We start from the raw sequence: 19546 nt of genomic DNA, 5'->3' as shown, positions 1-19546 counted from the left end.
TCTGGCGGGCCGTGGACTGGCTCTTCCTTCGCAATTGAGGCGCAATTCCTGATGGCAGAAAAAAACGCAGCCGCAACCGGCCTGTTGGCGGGTATTGTGGCCTTTCTCATCTGGGGTCTGGCGCCGTTGTATTTCAAGGCACTACAACACATACCGGCCCCCGAGATTCTCGCCCATCGCAGCCTCTGGTCCCTGGCTCTGGCGCTGCTGGTGCTGCTGGTAATGGGCAAACTGCCGGATTTGTGGGCGACGCTGAGAGACCATCGCCGCCTCCGGGTGCTGCTGTTATCGACGCTGCTGATTGGCAGCAACTGGCTGGTGTTTATCTGGGCCATCAACAGCAACCGGGTACTGGAAGCGAGCCTGGGTTACTACATCAACCCCTTGCTGAATATCGTGCTCGGTATTGTCTTCCTCGGGGAGCGCTTCCGCACCCTGCAGTGGGCTGCGGTGGCGCTGGCGGCTGTGGGCATTGCCCACGAGCTGTGGCAGTTTGGGCGCCTGCCGATTGTGGCCCTGTACCTGGCTCTGTCTTTCGGCTTCTACGGCCTGGTGCGCAAACAGGCGCCGGTTGAGAGCCTCACCGGCCTGGCAGTTGAGACGCTGTTCATGTTTCCCCTGGCGCTGGCCTACCTGCTGTGGAGCGACAGCCCCACCAGCAACCTGCTGCACAACAGCATGCAGTTGAACAGCCTGCTGCTGTTTGCCGGCCCGCTTACCCTGCTGCCTTTGCTGTTGTTCAATATTGCCGCCCGGCGGCTCAATCTCTCCACCGTAGGTTTTCTGCAGTACCTCGGCCCCACATTGATGCTGGTGCTGGCGTTGCTGGTATTCAACGAGCCCTTCACCGAGACAAAGCTGTTGACCTTTGCACTGGTGTGGCTCGGCCTGCTTCTCTACACCGCGGATGCGCTGTTGCAGCGCCGGCGCCTGCGGCGACGGCGGGACCTGGACAGCTCGTCACTATAGCCCCCTGCCTCGAGACGGATTGCCTGAACGCTGTCGTAGTGGCTGTTCGTCTGTAAAGATACCCAAAATTCGAAAATAGTACTCGGCAGAAGGCTGCGAATTCCGTAGTATGGAGAGCGGCTGCCCGGTGACCGCCAGTGTCGGCACCCCGGCAGCCCCGGCTTGAACGGATAACAATAAGCAAGGGAACGACTATGGCGTCTATCCAGGCAGCGGCAGCGCCCGGCTCATACACCGGCGAGGGCTTTGGTACCCCGGGCTATCGCAATTTTGTGCTCTACACCCTCACCCTGGTGTACACCCTCAATTTCATTGACCGGGTGCTGATCGGGGTGGTGGCCCAGCCCATCATCGAGGAGTTCCGCCTGCAGGACTGGCAGTTCGGCCTGCTGTCCGGCTTCGGTTTTGCCCTCATGTACACCGTGATGGGTATACCCATCGCACGCCTGTCCGAGCGCTACAATCGCGTGCGTATCATCGCCGCCAGCGTAATTCTATGGTCCGGTATGACTGCTCTTTGCGGTGTGGCCGGCGGCTTTCTCTCCCTGCTGGTATTCCGCATTGGCGTGGGCATTGGCGAAGCCGGCTGTACGCCGCCAGCCAATTCCCTGATCGCCGACTACTTCCCGCCGCGCAGCCGCGCCCGGGCGCTGGCGATCTACTCCATGGGCATTACCATCGGCGGGGTTCTGGCCAACGCCTTCGGCGGCCCGTTGGCGGAGATGTTTTCCTGGCGCGAGGCCTTCCTGGCACTGGGCATTCCCGGTGTCGTGATCGGGGTAATCGTCCTGTTCGTGATCAAGGAGCCGCCGCGCGGCTATGCCGATCCGCCGGGGACGGAAGTGGTGGAGCAACTCGGTTTTCGCGCAACCATGGCGGAACTCTCGGCGAAGCCGAGCTTCTGGATCAACACCGCCGGCGCGTCGCTGGTGGCCTTCGTGGGCTACGGGCTGATTAACTTCCAGGCGGCCTTCTTTCAGCGGACCTATGGCATGTCGGTGGGCGAGGTCGCCATGGAAGTGGCGGTGCCGCTGGGTCTGGCGGCGTCTTTCGGGGCCTTCTTCGCCGGCTACCTCACTGAGCGTATCAGCGGGCGCTTCCGCAATGCGGTGGCCTGGGTTCCCGGCGTGGGGCTGCTGCTGTCGCTACCCCTGTATTTCTTTGGCCTGACTGCCGCCAGCCCCGGCATGGCCGTTAGCCTGATGGTTGTCGGCGCTGTCCTGCACTACAGCTACCTCGGCGCCCAGTACACTATCTGCCAGGGGTTGGTGAGCACCCGCTCCCGGGCCACCGCGGTGGCGTTCTTCCTGTTCATTGTCAATCTGGTGGGCTATGGCCTTGGCCCGCTGTGGGTGGGCCTGCTGAGTGACCTGCGCATGGAGGCACTGTTGCAGGCGACGCCCTGGGCAGCTGAGCTGACATTGGATCTGTGCAAAGCGAGTGAAAGTGCCCTGCTGGCCACGCTTGGCGAAGCCCGCGCCCAGGCCTGCCTGGAGGCCAGCGCCCTGGGGCTGCGCCAGTCGCTGACCACCACAGTGGTTATTCTGGGGGTGGCCGGCCTGCTCTATCTCTATCTGTGCCGCGGACTGCAGCGGGACCTGGTGGCGAAACTGCACTGATTTCCTGCCGCCTGCTGGCCAGCTGGTGCCCGTCAACGCCGCGTTCCCCGCTTCCAGCGCGGCGGTGGCGGCTAAGCCATCGCGGCGATGATCCTCGGCAGGTTCGGCTGGTTGTTGCTGCTGCCCAGCCCGCCATCGATCACAATTTCAGTGCCAGTGATGTAGCTGGCCGCCGGCGAAAGCAGGAAGGCGACCAGTTTCGCCACCTCGTCGGCCCGGCCGCTGCGCCCCAGGGCGATGGCATCTAGCCAGGGCCGGTGAATGTCCTCGATGGATGCGCTGGCCGCGGTCAGCGGCGTGTCGATCAGGCCGGGGCAGACCGCTACCGCGCGAATGCCCTCGGGCCCGTGATCCAGGGCGAGGGTGCGGGTGTAGTTGATGACGCCGGCCTTGGCGGCGTTGTAGGCGGCAAAGCCGTGATCCGCGCGCACGCCGCTCAGGGAGGCAATATTGACGATACAGCCGCCCCCCGATTGACGCAGGTGGGGAAGCGCCGCGCGGCAGCTGTAGAATACGCCGTTGAGGTCGATATCGATGACCCGAGCCCAGTCCGCCAGCGGCAGGTCTGTGGTATTGCCGAGGCTGCCGATGCCGGCGCTGCACACGACGCCGTCCAGCTTGCCGAAGGCGTCCACGGCGCTCTGGCAGGCGCTCTCCAGTTGGTCGAAGTCGGTGACATCGGTGCGCTGGTAGCGCACCTGGCGGTCTGGCCAGCGGGCCGCCAGTGCCTCGCCGCCCTCGTCATGAATGTCGGCAATCAGGACGCTGCCACCGTGGTCGGCGAGGTAGGACACAATCGCTGCGCCAATCCCCGATGCGCCGCCGGTCACCAGGTGGGATGTAGCGGAAAAATCGATATTCATAAAACGTACTCACACAATTTTGCCAAAGCTTACAGCAGGTGCCTGTTGTTCCCGGTCTAGACACCTGTACCGCCTGTAGCCCTTCGCCCCCGCGTTCCATTGTCAATGCGCTGTCCAGGCGGCAGTATCACTGCATCCCTATAAAAATGGAGCTGGCGCAATGTCGCAGGTATCCCCTGATCAGAAAAAAGCCGTCGACGGTATCCGTATTTTTCGCGCCGCGGAGGCGACACCACTCACCGAAGAACAGATGCCCATGCAGGGCATGGACGAAGGCGTGATCGCCGGCTTTACCAAGGTGGTGGAGGCCGGCGGCGCCGAGGGCGGCGGCGAGAAGGTCCTGTGCCTGTATCGCGATGAAAAGCCCGGCGGTTTCAGCCTTTGCTATGCCTGGTTCAAGAGCGGCTTCGTATTGCCGCGCCACTCCCACAACGCCGACTGCCTGTACTACGTCCTCGGCGGCGAGATTCACCTGGGCAAGAAAGTGCTGGGCAAGGGCGACGGCTTCTTTGTGCCGTCGGACGCGCCCTACAGCTACCAGACCGGCGAGAACGGCGCCGAAGTGCTGGAATTTCGCAACGCCCCCTTCTTCCACATCCTGTTTACCAACAACAGCGAGGCACACTGGGACAAGGTGGCCAACGCCTTCCGCGAGCGCGGCGAACTGTGGAAGAGCGAGTTGGTTCCGCCGACAGAGCGCTAGGCGCCGGGTAGCCTATCTGCATTTCTGAGCACTTTTGTCCGGTTGTCTGGTCGGAACTAGCCTTCGCGGAGTCTGCTCGGTTTTTTACACTGCCTTGTAAAACCCGATAAGACGATGCGCCTGGAGGCAACTATGAAAACACTCGATGGCAAGGTGGCCCTGGTCACCGGCGCCAGCCGCGGCATAGGCCGCGCCATAGCCCGGCGGCTGGCCAGTGCCGGCGCTACGGTGGTGGTCAGCGCGCGCAGTCTGGATGCCTCGGTGGTGCTGCCCGGCACCCTGATGGAAACCGTAGCATTGATCGAGGGAGCCGGTGGCCGGGCCATTCCCCTCGCCGCCGATCTCGATGTACCGGAGCAGCGCGACAGCCTGGTGGCGCGCGCGGCGGAGGCGGCCGGCGGCCTGGATATCCTGGTCAACAACGCGGGGTTTGCCCAGTACGCGCAGGTCAGTGACATGAGCGATGCGGTCATCGACCAGACCTTCAATCACTACCAGCGGGTACCGATCAAGCTGTGCCAGGCGGCCATCCCCCTGATGCGCGAGCGAGGGGCCGGCTGGATTGTCAATGTCGGATCGGTGACGGCGCAGATTCCTGTCGATCGTTACGACGATTTCGCCCGTTTCGGCGGGGCGACCATCTACGCCGCCGCCAAGGCTTTTCTCAACCGTTTTACGGTAGGGCTGGCGGCAGAACTGTTGGATGACAATATCGCAGTGAACCTGGTGGCGCCGAGCACCGCGATTTCCACCCCTGGAGCGGACGTGCACATTCCGGCCGACTATCCAACCGAACCGGTGGAATACCTGGTCGAAACCGCCCTGGCCCTGTGCCAGCTGCCGGCGCGCGAGCGCAGCGGCCTGCTGACCCACAGTTTGCACTTTCCCCTGGCGATGGGGTTGCCGGTACACAGCCTGGATGGCAGGGAAGTGTTGCCGCCGCCTGTCATCCCCGACTATGCCCACCCGGATATCAAGCCCGCCGGCGAGTGAAGCCTGGTCCCGCCACTACCGCGGGCAACCCTGGCGGGTTGATGCGACACAAAAGAAGGAAGACCAATCGATGATTACCGTGATGGACCGTATCGTGGTGGCACCGGCCGATGCGCACCGCGTAGAGCAGTTGCTGGAGGGGCAATACCGGCAGCAGGCCGGGCAGCGTGGCCTGCATTTTCAGTCGCTACAGTATTCTCCGCCGCTGTTGACGGCAGACTCTCCGCTGACGCTCTGGGTGCAATGGCAGGTTGAGAGCCCCGAAGCCTGGTGGGTGATGCGCGCGCAATCCGCTACGGCGGAGGTGGCCGCGTTCTGGCAGGCGCTTGACCAGCTCTGCCTGTCGCGCGAGCGCACTTACCTGATGCAAGACAGCGCCGGGAACCTGCCGGCGGTAGCAGAGCCCATCGATCGGCCAGCCTCCGTTCGCGGCTATCGGGAGACTGCCCAACTCGCCCTGATCGATGACCCCGGTGCCGGTGCGGAACTGGAGGCGCTACTCAATGAACTCACCGCCGGGTTGCCCGGGCTGCAGGCCAGTCATCTGCTGCGTAACCTGGCGCCGGAATACGCGGCTGGCCACTATACCTGGGACCTGTACTACACAGACGCCAGGGCTGCCGCCGAGGCCCAGGCAAGCCCCGCATGGCAGGGGGGGATTGCGCCCGCACTCGAGCGACTTTGCGGCGCCGTTCACGCCCAGCGACTGGACAGCCTGGGGGCGGGCTTGCGCGACCCATTGTTGCAAGGCGGTGTAAAGCGCACGGCATTCTTCCGCCTGCTGCCCGGGGTGGACGCAGACAGGGCCGGGCGCTTTGAGCGCGACCTGCTGGAAATGCCCCGGCACATTGCCGCAATACGCAATTGGCGTCTCAGCCGCGCCAGCGCGGTGCACTGGCATCGCGCTGATTGTGCACCGTGGACCTATGTGTGGGAGCAGGACTTCGCCGACCTCGAGGGCCTGACCGGCCCGTACATGACACATCCCCATCACTGGGCCCATGTAGACCGCTGGTTTGACCCGGAGTCCGGCGCTCAGGCGCTGGATGTGCAGCTGTCCCATGCCTTCGGCTTCTTCGCCAGCAGCGCGCTGGCGGCTGAACTGCACAACGATTAATCCCGACTGCTGGAGAAACCCCTGATGTACGCCATGATTATCCGCCGCACCGGCGGCCCGGAAGTGCTGGAATACGCTGAGCTGGAAACACCGCAACCCGGCCCGGGCGAAGTGCTGGTACAAGTGGCGTACGCCGGTATCAATCCCGCCGACTGGAAAAACCGCCAGGGTTACCTGGAACAGTACCGCCCCTATCGCTTCCCCTACATTATCGGCTTCGACGCGGCCGGTGTGGTTGCCGCCGTCGGCGACGGGGTGACCGGCCTGACGGTGGGTGATCGCGTATGTACGCCGACCAACCACGGCCAGGGCGGGCAGGGCAGCTATGCCCAGTACACCCTGGCCAACGAGGACCGGGTGGCCCGCATACCCGCGGCCCTGGGCTTTCGCGAGGCGGCGGCCCTGCCGGTGGCGGCGCTTACCGCCTGGCAGGGCCTGTTTGATCGCGGCGGACTGGAGCGCGGCCAGCGCGCCCTGATACACGGCGGCTCCGGAGGGCTCGGCGGCTTCGCCGTACAGTTTGCCCGCTGGGCGGGTGCCCGGGTGGCGGCGACCTGCTCGACGCCCAATGTGGACTACCTGCGCGAACTGGGGATAGAGCGTGTCATCGATTACCGCCGCGAGAACATTGCCGCCGCCATTGCCGACTGGGCACCGGGCGGGCTGGACTACCTGATGGACGCCGTTGGCGTGAGCACTCTGCCCGATGGCCTGGACCTGGTGCGCCCCGGGGGCACCTTTGTCAGCATCCCGACGCTGGTGGACGATGGCGATATACCCGCGGCGGCGGAAGCGGCCGCACAGCGCGGCGTCAGGCGGGTGTTTTCTACCATGGACGATACCGCCTGCGCCGCTACTCTGGAGAAAATTGCAGGTTTGCTGGCAAGCGGCGAACTGACCCTGCCGCCCATCCGCGAGTTCGCCCTGCGCGATGTGGCAGAGGCTCATCGCATTCTCCAGCAGGGCCACAACCGCGGCAAGATGGTGTTGCGGGTCGCCGAGCCCGGCTGAGCAGCCCCCGCTGCTCCAGCCGCTAGATGGGCAGTTCCGTACTGTACTTGACTTCGCTCAGGGCCACTGAGGACGTTATATCCTGCACCCCGGGGAGTTGTGACAGGTGGTTGCGGAAGAACCGTTCGTAGCTTTCTACATCTTCGGTCACGATGCGCAGTAAAAAGTCGCTCTGGCCGAGCATGACGTAGCACTCGGTGACCTCGGGGAAGGACTGGATTTTTTCTTCGAAGTCGCCGACGGCCTGGCGGCCGTTCGCCGACAGCTTGACCTCGGTGTAGACCACCACACGCAGGCCGAGCTGTTTTCTGTTCAGCAGCGCCACCCGGCGCTCGATAAAACCGCTGCTTTCCAGCTTTTTGATGCGCCGCCAGCAAGGTGGCTGCGACATGCCGATCTGTTCCGCCAGTTCGGCGACGGAGAGGCTGGCGTCGCGCTGCAGCAGTTTGAGGATGCGTCTGTCGGTGGCATCAATTTGCATAGTGGATACCCTGGGTTCGCTTTATGGGCATAAATACTACTGCAAATTTTCAAATTCGATATTAAAAATACCTTTTGGTGGGGGTTTGTCCGACAAAAAGGCATAAATTCTACCAGCGCTTCCCGTTAGACTGTTCGCAGGCCGCTGCTGGCCGCAAAGAACAACGTTCATTAATGGAGTGGCCAATGAGCGCCGACAACGTCACCTATAACAACACGTCCACGGTTCACGGAGGGCGTCTTGAGGACATTCTCCCGGCGGAGCGGGATCAGGCCCTGCGCGGTGCCCAGATACTGGCGGTGGCCTTGCTGGCGGAGGGGGTGGATACGCTCTTCGGTTACCCCGGGGGGGCCAACCTGGAAATTTTTGATGTTCTGCAGGACTACAACATTCGATGTATTCGTACCGAACATGAGCAGGGCGCGGTGCACGCCGCCCAGGGTTACGCCCGCGCCACTGGCCGGGTGGGGGTCTGCCTGGCGACCTCCGGGCCGGGCGCGACCAACCTGGTGACGGGTATCGCCGATGCCCACAGTGATTCCACGCCGATCGTGGCGATCACCGGCAATGTACCCTCCCACCTGCTCGGCAAGAATGCCTTTCAGGAGGTGGATATCGTCGCTATCACCCGGCCGGTCACCAAGCGCAGTTACCTGGTGCGGCGGGTTGGCGACATCCCGGAAACAGTGCGGGAGGCCTTCGCCCTGGCGGCGGGGCAGCGGCCCGGGCCCGTGCTGATCGATATTCCCAAGGATATCCAGCAGCAGTACCCCCGCGACCCTGAGGGGCATTATGTTGCGCCGCGCATACCGGCCGTCATCGAAGCGCCCGAAAAAACCGCGGGCGGGGTAGAAGCGCACCAGTTGCGCGAAGCCTGCCGCCTGATAGCCGAAGCCCGCCGGCCGGTGATTTACGCTGGCGGTGGTGTCGCCTCGCAGGATTGCGCGGCGCTGCTGCTGGCGCTGGCGGAAAAAATGGCCTGCCCGGTGACCATGACATTGATGGGGCACGGCGCGTTTCCACCGGGCCACCCGCTGTCCCTGCACACCCTTGGTATGCATGGCGCCCGCTATGCCAACGTGGCGGTGAACGAGGCGGACCTGGTGCTGGCGCTGGGGGTGCGCTTTGACGATCGGGTGACGGGCAATGTGGATGCCTTTATCGCAACCGGGAAAATCATCCACATCGATATCGATCGCACCGAACTCAACAAGAACAAGACCGTCACACTGCCTATCTGTGCCGACCTGCGCATTGCGCTGGGCCAGTTGCTGGCCGGCGTCGGGCCGTGTCCGACGGCTGACTGGCTGGCCTACCTGGGGCAACTCAAGCGCGATCATCCCTACCGGGTTCCCGAGAGCGACCGTATCAGCCCGCAATACGCCATCGCCCTGCTGAACGAGGTCACCGGGGGCGATGCCGTTGTTTCCCTCGGTGTCGGCCAGCACCAGATGTGGGCGATGCAGCACTACCAGTCGCGGCAGCCGCGCTCCTTCCTGAGCAGCTCGGGATTCGGCACCATGGGATACGGCCTGCCGGCCGCGATCGGGGCGAAAGTGGCGTGCCCCCAGCGGCAGGTGATCGACATCGACGGCGACGGTTCGCTGAACATGACCATCCACGAGCTGGCCACCTGTCACCGCTATGGCATTGGCGTCAAAGTGGTGGTCATCAACAACCAGTGGCTGGGCATGGTCCGCCAGTGGCAGGACATGATCTACGGCGGGCACCGGGCGGAATCGGACCTGTCGGACCCCATGCGGGTCAAGCACCCCGACGAGGTGGACATCTACCCGGACTTTCCCGCTATTGCGGCGGGTTACCGGGTGGCGGCGGAGCGCGTGACCCGCCCCGGGCAACTCAGCGCTGCTTACGAGAGGATGCTGCAGGACCCCGGCCAGCCCTACCTGCTGGATGTGATTGTCGACGCCGAGGAGAACGTGTATCCGATGATTCCCGCCGGCGGCAGCTACCGCGACATCATCATGGGCCCCGAGGATCTGGTGGCGAGCGCCGCGGCGTCCCAGGGTTCCAATATCTGACAGCCAGGCCGGGGAGGACCCGGCTGGCTGTCGCCGATCCGCAGGTTATTGCAGCCGCGACCGGTAGGCCCTGGGGGTGGTGTTGAACCATCGGCGGCAGGCGCGGTTGAAAGCACTCTGCTCGGCGTAGCCCAGCAGCCCGCTGACCTGGCTCAGGTAGAGGCCACGCTGACGCAGGTAGTAATCCGCCTGGTCGCGACGGACGGTATCCAGCAGGGTGTCATAGCGCTGACCTTCATCGGCCAGCCGTCGCTGCAAGGTGCGAGGATGCAGTGACAGGTGGTCCGCGATATTGCGTGCGGTGCACTGGCCGGTGGGAAGGAGCTGCTCTATCAGGCCGCGAACCCGTTCTGTCAGGTGTTGTCCGCGCGCCGCATAGTGATCTTCCAGGTAGGCTGTCGCCAGGCGGTGTGTTTCGGCATCGGCCTGGTCGATGGTCTGATTGGCGAGATCGGCATCGATCTGGAAGCCGCACCACTCGCGATCAAATTCCACAGTACAGCCAAAGACCTGGCGATACGTACTCGCATCGGCCATGCGGCTGTGGCGGAAGCCGACGCGGCACAGCCGCAGTTGCCTGCCGGCGGGAAGACGCAGCAACTGTAAACCGTTGGCCAGACTCAATTCGTAGGCCTGGCGGTTCTGCTGCAGGTTGAGTTCGTTGATCCAGTAGTTGAACTGCAGCGACCCGTCGGCCGGATTCGTCCGTAGCTCCAGGGACAGGGCCGGGGAGTGGGTATATAAATAGCGGGCAATACTGCGACAGGCGTCCAGCACGGTGCGGGCATTGCGTGCAATAACCGCGACCGGCCCCAGCGTTTCCCAGCCCTGATAGCGCGACAGCCGCAGGCCGAAGTCGGGACAGTCGAGCTCAGCGGCACTTGTTTCGAACAACAGCGCTGCATTGCGGTAGGGAATGAATCGTTCGATAACCTGCTGGCCGGCAGATGGCAGGTGGTAGCGCCGCAGCAGCGGTGCCGGGTCGCCGCCAAGCTCGGTGACGAGTTGTTCGTAGCCGCGCAATGTGGTCGCGCGAATCAGGCCGTGCACGGCGCTCCCTCCTGCAGTGTGTCGCTTAAAGATAAAAAACTGTCGCTCAAAGTCAATTATGGCCCATAGCGACAGGCTATGCTCGCCTCATCCGCAGAATAACGGTGACAAAGCCGGGAGTATGGAGACATGCAGACAGATATGCGCAATGACATCTACGATGTGCTGATCATCGGCGCCGGCCTTTCAGGTATCGGCGCCGCCTGCCACCTGGCTCGCGAATGCCCCGACAAGCGCGTCGCCATCGTCGAACGCCGCGAGAATATGGGTGGCACCTGGGATCTGTTCCGCTATCCGGGCATCCGTTCGGACTCCGACATGCTCAGCTTCAGCTATGACTTCCAGCCCTGGAACAAGCTGCAGGTGCTGGCCGATGGCACTTCAATCCGCGATTACATCAGCCAGACCGCCGCAGAGTATCAACTCGATGACAAGATTCACTATGGCCTGCAGGTGAGCGAGGCCAACTGGAGCAGCGAGGAGCAGTGCTGGATCCTGCAGGCAACGAGCCAGCGCAGCGGGGAGACGCGGCAGTTTCGCAGCCGGTTCCTGATGAGCTGCACCGGCTACTACAATTACGACAGTGGCTACCGCCCTGAATTTACCGGCGAGGCGGACTTTCGCGGGCGTATCGTTCACCCGCAGCACTGGCCGGAGGATCTCGACTATCGCGGCAAGCGTGTCCTGGTAATTGGCAGCGGTGCTACCGCGGTCACCCTGGTGCCGGCAATGGCGGCGACAGCCGGGCACGTTACCATGCTGCAACGCTCGCCCAGCTACGTCTATTCGCTGCCGGCCGAGGACCGCCTGACTGGCGTCCTGGCACGCCTGCTGCCCGGGGACCTGGCTTATCGTTTCGCCCGGCGGCGCAATATCATCCTGCAACAACTGACCTTCAAGGCCTGCCGGCGCTGGCCGAAGTTCATGCGTCGGCACCTGCTGCGCAAGGCGCGCCAGCAACTGGGCCCCGATTTCGACATGCGCCACTTCAGTCCGGCCTACATGCCCTGGGACGAGCGTTTGTGCGCGGTGCCCGACGGCGACCTGTTCCGGGTGCTGCGCGAGGGCAGTGCCTCGGTGGCGACCGGACATATCGAGCGCTTCACAGAGAACGGCGTGTTATTGCGCTCGGGAGAAACCCTGGAGGCCGACATTATCATCACCGCCACCGGCCTCAACCTGCAGATGATGGGGGGCATGGGGGTAAGTGTCGACGGCCAGCGGATGCGCCTGGAAGAGCAGATGACCTACCGCGGTGCCCTGGTGCAGAACCTCCCCAACCTGGCCTGGTTTTTTGGCTATACCAACGCCTCCTGGACACTCAAGGCGGATCTCGCCGGACGCTATGTCTGTCGTCTGCTGAAGCACATGGACGAGCGCGGCCTGGCTTCGGTCACGCCGCGTGCGCCGGCCGGCATGAGTGAGGAAGCGGGGATTCTTGATTCGCTGCAGGCCGGCTATGTCCAGCGCGGCAGGCGCCAGTTGCCGCGGCAGGGCCGGCAGGCGCCCTGGCGAGTGGAAATGGACTATCGCCACGATGTCCGGCAATTGCTGGAGCGGCCGGTGGATGACCCCAGTCTGGCGTTTGCGCCGGTCAAGTCTGCGCACAGGCGGCAGGCCCCGGCGGCGCGCGCAGCGTAGGTAACGCGAAACCGTGCCCCCAGGTCGCTCTGCATAGCGTGGCCGTGTGGGGCTGGCGGGTGCCCCGGCGACAGGGCGTTTGATCAGGTAACAGACAGTCTGTTTATCTGCTTGTCGATAAGCTGCCTCAAGGTACTGGACTCGCTGCGCTGTCCCGCGGCGGCCAGAGTCTGCAGGCTTGCACTGGCCTGTTCGTCGAGTGTGACGGGCAGCACCACCCAGCGCTGGTCCCGGAGCATGACCTCGGGGCTCACCCTGAACGATTGCAGGGTGTCCTCGGTACTGTCTGAGACTTCTCCATTGTGCGCCAGCGCCAGCAGGGCGCTGCACAACTGCTGACTGCTCCAGCCGAGACCTGCAGCAACATCTTGCACGAAGGCCGCCTGGTATCGGTGGAGGTTGAGTTGGATGGTGCGCTGGCCCTGCTGTGTCGCGCCGTCGCCCTGTGCGGCGCTCGCGGCCGATGCTGCTTCAGTGGTAGGCACTGCGGGGCTGGTCGGGCGCTGTGGCATACGGGCCTCTACGGCTTTCTGGTAGGCGTGCAAGGTGACGGCGACCACCAGGGCCAGGAGAGGGTCGGTGATTTCCGCGGTGGGGCCGCGGAAGTAGACCTGAAGCAGCTCGCTTGCCAACAGACCCGCTGCCACGATCAGGGCGGCTGTGCGCAGCGCGAAGCCCGCTTCCACCAGCAGCCAGGTGAGGCTGCCGTAAATCACCAGCTTGCTGAAGATGGCCATGACATTGATCAGCATATTGCCGTCGAGTGCCCCGCTGAAGGGTATCCAGCTGAAGGTGGCGGGTAGCTCCCGCAGATCGAAGGGTGTGAAAGTTGTCGCCACGATGGACACCCCCAGTAGCAAGGCGAGTAGTGACGGGCGCCGGTGTTTGCGGACCAGGCACCAGGCGGGAATCGCCAATACCCCGCCGGCGACATGCTCAATGGTCGTCGCGTGGCCCACAATGAACAGGCTGCCAAACAGTGTTGCCGCTACAATCAGCGGATAGTAACGCTCCCTTGCCAGCAGGCCCCCGGTACTGTGAAAAAAGTGAAAGATCACCAGCCACATCACCAGCTTCTGCAGCACCCGGAGGGGATCGGGTGACGAGGAAGAGATCAGCTTGAGATTGTCCTTCAGCAACTGCAGGTCGATGGATGGTACGAAGGGCGCCCAGTTGTAGGCTAGCCAGAGCAGGCCCAGTGCCAGCGGAATTGAAGGCAATCCGCCTGGCATGAGAACGCCAGACACTCTTTCCGGCACCGGCAGGCTGGCGAGGGCGCAGCCGATGGCGCAGCCGAGCAGATTCCACACCGCATCGCTGCCGCTCGGGGTGCGGCCGGGCACGATTAACTGCGCCACCTGTATCAGGTAGGCCAGCACAAAACCGATCAAAAGGACCAATACGATCCGGCGGGAGCGTTTGCCGCCGGGAAAGCCGGGCATCGCCAGAAAGCCGAAGGGAATAAACAGCAGCAGATTCGCCACCATGTCGCCGCGGCCGGTGTTGAGCGGGTTGAAATCCAGCAGCGGGGTCAGCAGGTCCCGATGGTAGGAGTCCAGCTCGAAGGTGAAGGGATAGAGTGACCCGTAAATAATCAGAAAGACAAAAAAGCAGAGTAACGCCCGCATGGTCCACCCTTTCAATATCGTGCAGGGGAATACTAGCAGTATGTCATGGCAATGCGGCCAGGCCTGCCGCAGGGCCTATTTCCCGTCCTACTGCGCTTTCGCTGCTGCGAGGCGCGCCAGCTCGTCGGCGCTGAGCGCCCGGCTCTGCCCGGGCGCAAGGTCAGGGTCCAGCTCCAGGCTGCCGATGGCCACCCGGTGTAGCGTCTGCACCGGGTTGCGAAAGCGGCCGAACATGCGCTTTATCTGGTGATAGCGGCCCTCGGTCAGCGCCACTTCCGCTTCAAATTCAGACAGAATGGTGAGTGCTGCCGGGTGCGTGGTAATGCCCTCGTAGGCGAAGTACATGCCTTCGGCGAATGCCGCCACGTAGTCCGGCGTCAATGGCTTGGCCAGCGTCACCCGGTAGCGCTTTGCTATGCGCTGCTCGGGCGAAGAGAGCCAGCGCGACCAGCGCCCGTCGTTGGTCAGTAGCAACAGGCCGGTGGAACTGGCGTCCAGCCGCCCCGCGATATGCAGATCACTGGTGTCGCGATCCCCCAGCAAGTCGATCACCGTGCGGTGCCGCTCATCCCGGGTAGCACTCACCACGCCAGCGGGCTTGTTCAGCATCAGGTAGACGGCACGTGCACTCTGCAGTATGCGCCCGTCCAGGCTCACCCGGCTGAACTGCTCAATCACCTGGTTTATCGCGTGAGCCGGCTCGCCATCGACATGAATACGCTGTAGGGCCAGCAGCAGACGCACCTCCCGGCGGCTGATGCCGGTCTGCTGGCTGACAAAACGATCCAGCCGGGCGCGTTTTGAGCGGCTTGTGTTGGTCATGGCGCCAGGGAAACCACCGTATTGCGAGAGTCCTGTTCCCGTCTTGATGCTCGAGCTGGCAATTCGTGGGTCATTCAAACCTGTAACGGCATTACGCGAAGTGTGTGGCCATAGTAGCGAGCCTGGCGTCCAGCGCAATTCCTCGCTAGCTTCCCAAATCGCTCGTGTTGAGCGCGACAGAGCGATCCCGGGGCCGCGCCAGAGGTACCTTCAGGAGATCACCGCCCCTAACGCTGAAACCGCGATCACTCTGCGTTACCCTGAAGCCATTAAACCGCGGAGAATTGATCACATGCGAAGCATCCTCACGGTACTGCTGGCATTCACACTGCCTGTCCAGGCTCTGGCTGAAGCGCCTGCCGGGCAGCGGGCCATTCAGGCGGACAAGCTGTCGGAGACTGTCAAGGTCATGGCCTCCGACGCCTTCGAAGGGCGTGCTCCGGGGACGCCTGGCGAGGACAAGACCGTCGACTACCTGGTGCAGCGCATGCAGGCCATTGGCCTCGAGCCGGGCGGGCCCGACGGCCAGTGGACCCAGGCGGTGCCCATGATGCGCACGCTGGTGCAAACTCCAGCACAGATCGCCTTCGCCACCGCCGGAAGCCGTCTCGCCCTCGAGCAGGGCGTAGATATCGCCCTCGCCACGGCCGAGCCCCGGGAGTCCATCAAGGCCGAAGACGTGCCGCTGGTGTTTGTGGGCTTTGGTGTGAGTGCACCGGAGCAGGACTGGGACGATTATGGCGACATCGACCTGTCGGGCAAAATCGCCGTATTCCTGGTGAACGATCCGGACTTTGCCGCGGCGCCCGGCGAGCCCGCAGCGGGCCGCTTTGGCAACCGCCGCATGACCTACTATGGCCGCTGGGCCTACAAGTATGAAGAGGCCGCGCGCCGCGGAGCACTGGGCGCGCTGGTGATTCACGAGACCGGGGCGGCCGGTTACAACTGGAGTGTGGCGGCCGCCGGTCCTGGCGAGCAGGTGGCGCTGGCCGAGCCTCCCGCAGGCACGCCGAGTATCACCGTCCAGGGCTGGCTGCACAACGACGCTGCCACAAAACTGCTGGCGATGGCCGGCGAAGACCTCGACGCCCTGCGCGTGGCTGCCCGGCGCCCGGATTTCCAGGCCTTCGAACTGCCGGGGGTGCACTTCAATGCCAGCCTTGCTGTACAGGTGAGTCGCTTCGACAGCCGCAACGTGCTGGGGCTGCTGCCCGGCACAGAACGCCCCGGGGAGGTCCTGATGGCCTCTGCGCACTGGGACGCCTTCGGCCTTGGCGAGCCCGATGCCCAGGGGCGCACGGTACACCCCGGCGCCAATGACGACGCTCTCGGCAGCGCCGGCGTGCTGGAGATTGCCCGTGTACTGAAGGCCGGACCGCCGCTCGAGCGCAGTGTGCTGTTCGCCTTCTGGACCGCCGAGGAGTCCGGCTTGATGGGCTCCAAAGCCTACGCCGCGGACCCGGTCTACCCCCTGGAAACCACCGTGGCCAACTTCACCCTGGATATCCTGCAGACCGCCGGCGCGGCGCGCGATGTGATTCTGGTGGGCAAAGGCCAGAGTGAACTCGAGGATGACATGGTGCGAGTCGCCGCACAGCAAAACCGCTATGTCACCGAGGAAAATCTGCCCGAAAATGGCCTGTTCTATCGCGCCGATCATTTTTCCATGGCCCGGGAGGGCGTGCCGGTACTGCTGATCATGGGGATAGCCGGCGGCGCGGACCTGGTGGAAGGCGGGCGCGAGGCCGGCAACCAGTGGATCAGTGACTACGTGGGTAACTGTTACCACAAGACCTGCGATGCCTGGTCCGCCGACTGGGACCTCACCGGTGCCGTACAGGATATCGAGCTGATCCGGCAGATCATTGAAGACCTCGCCGATTCCTCCCGCTGGCCGCAGTGGAAGGACGGGTCGGAGTTCAAGGCCACGCGGGATGCGAGCAGGGCGGCCCGGCAGTAGCTGGGCCTGAAGTAGGTGTCCAGGCCGCTCAGGGCGGCGCTATTGGCAGTTTCCAGGCAGATGGCTCCATCATCCCGCAGACAGTGATCGGGAAGCTCTGCGAAAATGATCTCACCGATTACCAGGTGGGTGCTATTGATGCTCAACTGCTGGTGTTCACGCAGCGTCAATCCCAATCGGATATCGGCTTCCGCCACCATCGGGGCATGGAAATCATTGCGCCATTCGGGCGTTAATCCGCTGGCATCGAACTCGGAAGTATCCCGCTGGTAGCGGGCGGCGGTCTGGTGGGCGGCCTCCACCAGCGAGGTGGTGACGTGGTTAAGGCTGTAGTGGCCAGTCGCCAGGATTATTGGCCAGCGTGTGGCGCTCTTCGCCCCAGGGCGGATGATCAATGCGGCGCGCCGCCGTTGTTCCATGCCCTGCAGGTCAGTGGAGGTGAAAAAGGATAGGGATATCCTGTGTCGATGACTCTGCTACGCAATTGGCCTCAGCCCGGATCAACTTCCCGTGAACCACTTGGCCCTGACACCCGTACCCTAATGCAGGGAGCGTTTGGGAGAGGGAATGACTGAGCTGTACTGGTTCCGCAATGACCTGAGGGTGGAGGATAACCCGGGGCTCGCGGCCCATGCCGTGGCGACGCGCCTGCTGTGCGTTTATTTCTGGCCGCGGCCGCCACCCTGGTGCAATCTGACCGGCGTGGGCGCGCAGCGGGCGCGGTTCCTGCGGGAATCCGTGGCCGCGTTGCAGGCGGCGCTGCGGGAGCGCGGTCAGGAACTGATGGTATTGCAGGGGACGCCGGAGCGGTGGTTGCCGGAGCTCGTCGAGCGCTTTTCGGTGAGGCGTGTCGGCGTAGCCCGAGCGCCCGGCGAGTATGAACGCAGGGCAGTGGAGCAGGTCGCCCTCAGGCTGGCGGTGCCGCTGCTGGTTCACGCAGGCAATACCCTGTTTTCAGCTGCGAAATTGCCCTGGCAGGGGGGCCAATTGCCCTCGCAGTACACGCCATTTCGCAAGCAGGTAGAACATCTCAACCCCGAGCCCCCGTCGGGTGAGTCGCACCTTCCGCCCAAGCCGGAATCGTTGAATACGAGAAAGATTGCGCAGTCCCCGACTCGCCCGCACCCGGCATTCATTGCACGAGGGGGATCAGGGGTCGGGCGCGAGCGCCTCAACGCCTGGATGCTGCGAGAGCGCGCAGTGGACAACTACACGGCAACCCGCAACGACCTGGAGGGCCTGTTTTCTTCCAGCGCCGTCTCCCCGTGGCTGGCTACCGGCTCCCTGTCGATCCGCCGTATTGCCTGGTTGCTGCGGTCTTACGAGCGCGACCATGGAGCCAGCGAGTCCACGCAGCACCTGTACCGTGAATTTCTCTGGCGTGAGTTCTTTCACTGGCGCGCTTACCAGGACGGCCCTGCCCTGTACCGCGCCAGTGGGCGCGGCCGCCGGCGGCACCTGCGAACCTTCGAGCCCCGCAACTTCGCCCGCTGGTGCGCCGGGGCGACGGACTATCCCCTGGTGAACGCCCTCATGCACCAACTGGTGGCCACGGGCTGGATGAGCAATCGCGGTCGCCAGATCGCCGCCAGCTGCCTGGTGAACGAGCTGAACATGGACTGGCGCTACGGCGCTGCTTTCTTCGAGAAGCACCTCATCGATTACGATGTGGCCAGCAACTACGGTAACTGGCAGTACATCGCCGGTGTCGGTGCCGATCCCCGGGGTGGCAGGCATTTCAATCTGGAGAAACAGGCCGCGTTATACGATCCGGAGGGCGATTTTGTGCGGCGCTGGAGCGGCGAGTGTGCGACCCAGCCCGAGTTCATTGTGGATGCGGCAGACTGGCCCATTGCCTAGCTGCCGGCTTTTTTCTCCGGCCCGGTAATCCGCCGCCGCGCTGCCCCCGTATCAAGCTCGAGCCCGAAGAGGAGAATTCAATGGATGCCGTCGTCGCCAGCTACCCCGCCTATACTCGTTCCCCCGCCCTGTCCGATGATGCCCGCCGGGTGCGCGATGCGTTGGTCGAACGCGGGCTGGAAACACCGCTGGTGGACAATGGCCTGAACCGCGACGAGAAGTTTCGCCGCATCAGCGCGGCGTTTACCGAGATTACCCGCACCCTGGGGCTGGACCTGGCAGACGACAGCCTGTGCGACACGCCCGACCGTATCGCCAGGATGTACGTGGACGAGATTTTCGCCGGGCTGGACTACACCCGGTTCCCGAAAGTCGCGGTGATCGACAACAAGATGGGCGTGGAGGAAATGGTGCTGATCGACGATATCGATCTGGTGAGCACCTGCGAACATCACTTCGTGACAATAGATGGCAGCGCCCGGGTGGCCTATATTCCGGGCAGTCGTATCATCGGCCTGAGCAAGATCAACCGCATCGTCCGCTTCTTCGCCCAGCGACCCCAGGTACAGGAGCGCTTGACCCAGCAGGTACTGGTGGCGCTGCAGACACTGCTGGAAACCGAGGATGTGGCCATTACGATCAATGCGACTCATTACTGCGTCAAGGCGCGCGGTGTGATGGACAGCAATTCCAGGACCCGGACTACAGCCCTCGGCGGCGCTTTCAAGAACAACGCCAGCACACGGGCGGAGTTTCTGAACTAGGCGCGGCTGGTCGCTCTTGCCTG

Annotated in this window: 16 protein-coding genes and 1 pseudogene; 11 read left to right on the top strand and 6 right to left on the bottom strand. The window is 63.6% G+C overall.

The window, feature by feature from the left end; translation table 11 throughout:
* Positions 1-51: 51 nt before the first annotated feature.
* Both rarD and FVW59_RS16495 read left to right on the top strand, forming a co-directional pair.
* Positions 52-969: an EamA family transporter RarD gene (rarD, locus tag FVW59_RS16500; protein ID WP_148065474.1), complete on the top strand. Its 918-nt coding sequence runs from the start codon at positions 52-54 to the stop codon at positions 967-969.
* Positions 970-1163: 194 nt separating this feature from the next.
* Positions 1164-2588 (top strand): spinster family MFS transporter, encoded by a 1425-nt coding sequence (locus FVW59_RS16495; protein WP_148065473.1) that lies wholly within the window; start codon positions 1164-1166, stop codon positions 2586-2588.
* 71 nt (positions 2589-2659) lie between these two features.
* Here the strand turns inward: FVW59_RS16495 and FVW59_RS16490 are convergent, their stop codons facing one another.
* Positions 2660-3451, bottom strand: a complete 792-nt coding sequence (locus FVW59_RS16490) for an SDR family NAD(P)-dependent oxidoreductase (protein ID WP_148065472.1) — start codon at positions 3449-3451, stop codon at positions 2660-2662.
* A 160-nt stretch (positions 3452-3611) separates the two neighbouring features.
* Here FVW59_RS16490 and FVW59_RS16485 point away from each other — a divergent pair, with 160 nt between their 5' ends.
* From FVW59_RS16485 to FVW59_RS16470, 4 genes are all read left to right on the top strand, one after another.
* Positions 3612-4154 carry a cupin domain-containing protein gene (locus tag FVW59_RS16485; protein ID WP_148065471.1) on the top strand — a complete coding sequence of 181 codons (543 nt, stop codon included), beginning with the start codon at positions 3612-3614 and terminating at the stop codon, positions 4152-4154.
* Positions 4155-4286: 132 nt separating this feature from the next.
* Positions 4287-5147, top strand: a complete 861-nt coding sequence (locus FVW59_RS16480; protein WP_222711548.1) for an SDR family NAD(P)-dependent oxidoreductase — start codon at positions 4287-4289, stop codon at positions 5145-5147.
* Between the two features lie 70 nt (positions 5148-5217).
* A complete protein-coding gene (locus tag FVW59_RS16475) occupies positions 5218-6264 on the top strand; it encodes a Dabb family protein (RefSeq protein WP_187275939.1) in 1047 nt (348 codons plus the stop codon).
* A gap of 24 nt (positions 6265-6288) precedes the next feature.
* On the top strand, positions 6289-7275 hold the full coding sequence (locus FVW59_RS16470) for an NADP-dependent oxidoreductase (RefSeq protein ID WP_148065468.1): 987 nt from the start codon (positions 6289-6291) through the stop codon (positions 7273-7275).
* A gap of 22 nt (positions 7276-7297) precedes the next feature.
* Here the strand turns inward: FVW59_RS16470 and FVW59_RS16465 are convergent, their stop codons facing one another.
* A complete protein-coding gene (locus FVW59_RS16465; protein WP_148065467.1) occupies positions 7298-7756 on the bottom strand; it encodes an Lrp/AsnC family transcriptional regulator in 459 nt (152 codons plus the stop codon).
* Between the two features lie 185 nt (positions 7757-7941).
* Here FVW59_RS16465 and ilvB point away from each other — a divergent pair, with 185 nt between their 5' ends.
* A complete protein-coding gene (ilvB, locus tag FVW59_RS16460; RefSeq protein WP_148065466.1) occupies positions 7942-9798 on the top strand; it encodes a biosynthetic-type acetolactate synthase large subunit in 1857 nt (618 codons plus the stop codon).
* A 45-nt stretch (positions 9799-9843) separates the two neighbouring features.
* Here ilvB and FVW59_RS16455 read toward each other — a convergent pair whose 3' ends face one another.
* Complete coding sequence (locus tag FVW59_RS16455) at positions 9844-10848, bottom strand: AraC family transcriptional regulator (protein WP_148065465.1); 1005 nt, start codon at positions 10846-10848, stop codon at positions 9844-9846.
* A gap of 129 nt (positions 10849-10977) precedes the next feature.
* On the opposite strand from FVW59_RS16455, the gene FVW59_RS16450 reads away from it, so the two are divergent.
* Positions 10978-12489, top strand: coding sequence for a flavin-containing monooxygenase (locus tag FVW59_RS16450; protein WP_246139775.1), 1512 nt, complete (start codon positions 10978-10980; stop codon positions 12487-12489).
* 83 nt (positions 12490-12572) lie between these two features.
* Here FVW59_RS16450 and FVW59_RS16445 read toward each other — a convergent pair whose 3' ends face one another.
* Both FVW59_RS16445 and FVW59_RS16440 read right to left on the bottom strand, forming a co-directional pair.
* The gene (locus FVW59_RS16445) at positions 12573-14117 is read right to left on the bottom strand and encodes a VanZ family protein (RefSeq protein ID WP_148065464.1); all 1545 of its coding nucleotides are present in this window, start codon (positions 14115-14117) and stop codon (positions 12573-12575) included.
* An 87-nt stretch (positions 14118-14204) separates the two neighbouring features.
* Positions 14205-14939 (bottom strand): pseudouridine synthase, encoded by a 735-nt coding sequence (locus FVW59_RS16440; RefSeq protein ID WP_148065463.1) that lies wholly within the window; start codon positions 14937-14939, stop codon positions 14205-14207.
* Positions 14940-15231: 292 nt separating this feature from the next.
* Between FVW59_RS16440 and FVW59_RS16435 the strand changes: the two genes are divergently transcribed.
* Entirely contained in the window at positions 15232-16899 is a 1668-nt protein-coding gene (locus tag FVW59_RS16435; protein WP_148065462.1) for a M20/M25/M40 family metallo-hydrolase, read from the top strand.
* Between the two features lie 143 nt (positions 16900-17042).
* Here FVW59_RS16435 and FVW59_RS19855 read toward each other — a convergent pair.
* A pseudogene (locus FVW59_RS19855) lies at positions 17043-17318 on the bottom strand (flavin reductase family protein); the annotation flags it as partial.
* Positions 17319-17466: 148 nt separating this feature from the next.
* Here FVW59_RS19855 and FVW59_RS16425 point away from each other — a divergent pair.
* Both FVW59_RS16425 and folE read left to right on the top strand, forming a co-directional pair.
* Complete coding sequence (locus FVW59_RS16425; protein WP_148065460.1) at positions 17467-18759, top strand: DASH family cryptochrome; 1293 nt, start codon at positions 17467-17469, stop codon at positions 18757-18759.
* Positions 18760-18839: 80 nt separating this feature from the next.
* Positions 18840-19523 (top strand): GTP cyclohydrolase I FolE, encoded by a 684-nt coding sequence (gene folE, locus FVW59_RS16420; RefSeq protein WP_148065459.1) that lies wholly within the window; start codon positions 18840-18842, stop codon positions 19521-19523.
* Positions 19524-19546: the final 23 nt, after the last annotated feature.

Origin of the sequence: Parahaliea aestuarii (assembly GCF_008064635.1) — a bacterium.
Taxonomy (GTDB): Bacteria; Pseudomonadota; Gammaproteobacteria; order Pseudomonadales; family Halieaceae; genus Parahaliea; species Parahaliea aestuarii.
Note: the sequence above shows the minus strand (reverse complement) of the source record. Positions and strands in the feature narration are given on the sequence as shown.

What these genes read in the sequence shown, in the direction of transcription:
- rarD (WP_148065474.1), top strand. Translation starts at nt 52, where the DNA reads ATGGCAGAAAAAAACGCAGCCGCAACCGGCCTGTTGGCGGGTATTGTG.
- FVW59_RS16495 (WP_148065473.1), top strand. Translation starts at nt 1,164, where the DNA reads ATGGCGTCTATCCAGGCAGCGGCAGCGCCCGGCTCATACACCGGCGAG.
- FVW59_RS16490 (WP_148065472.1), bottom strand. Translation starts at nt 3,451, where the DNA reads ATGAATATCGATTTTTCCGCTACATCCCACCTGGTGACCGGCGGCGCA.
- FVW59_RS16485 (WP_148065471.1), top strand. Translation starts at nt 3,612, where the DNA reads ATGTCGCAGGTATCCCCTGATCAGAAAAAAGCCGTCGACGGTATCCGT.
- FVW59_RS16480 (WP_222711548.1), top strand. Translation starts at nt 4,287, where the DNA reads ATGAAAACACTCGATGGCAAGGTGGCCCTGGTCACCGGCGCCAGCCGC.
- FVW59_RS16475 (WP_187275939.1), top strand. Translation starts at nt 5,218, where the DNA reads ATGATTACCGTGATGGACCGTATCGTGGTGGCACCGGCCGATGCGCAC.
- FVW59_RS16470 (WP_148065468.1), top strand. Translation starts at nt 6,289, where the DNA reads ATGTACGCCATGATTATCCGCCGCACCGGCGGCCCGGAAGTGCTGGAA.
- FVW59_RS16465 (WP_148065467.1), bottom strand. Translation starts at nt 7,756, where the DNA reads ATGCAAATTGATGCCACCGACAGACGCATCCTCAAACTGCTGCAGCGC.
- ilvB (WP_148065466.1), top strand. Translation starts at nt 7,942, where the DNA reads ATGAGCGCCGACAACGTCACCTATAACAACACGTCCACGGTTCACGGA.
- FVW59_RS16450 (WP_246139775.1), top strand. Translation starts at nt 10,978, where the DNA reads ATGCAGACAGATATGCGCAATGACATCTACGATGTGCTGATCATCGGC.
- FVW59_RS16445 (WP_148065464.1), bottom strand. Translation starts at nt 14,117, where the DNA reads ATGCGGGCGTTACTCTGCTTTTTTGTCTTTCTGATTATTTACGGGTCA.
- FVW59_RS16440 (WP_148065463.1), bottom strand. Translation starts at nt 14,939, where the DNA reads ATGACCAACACAAGCCGCTCAAAACGCGCCCGGCTGGATCGTTTTGTC.
- FVW59_RS16435 (WP_148065462.1), top strand. Translation starts at nt 15,232, where the DNA reads ATGCGAAGCATCCTCACGGTACTGCTGGCATTCACACTGCCTGTCCAG.
- FVW59_RS16425 (WP_148065460.1), top strand. Translation starts at nt 17,467, where the DNA reads ATGACTGAGCTGTACTGGTTCCGCAATGACCTGAGGGTGGAGGATAAC.
- folE (WP_148065459.1), top strand. Translation starts at nt 18,840, where the DNA reads ATGGATGCCGTCGTCGCCAGCTACCCCGCCTATACTCGTTCCCCCGCC.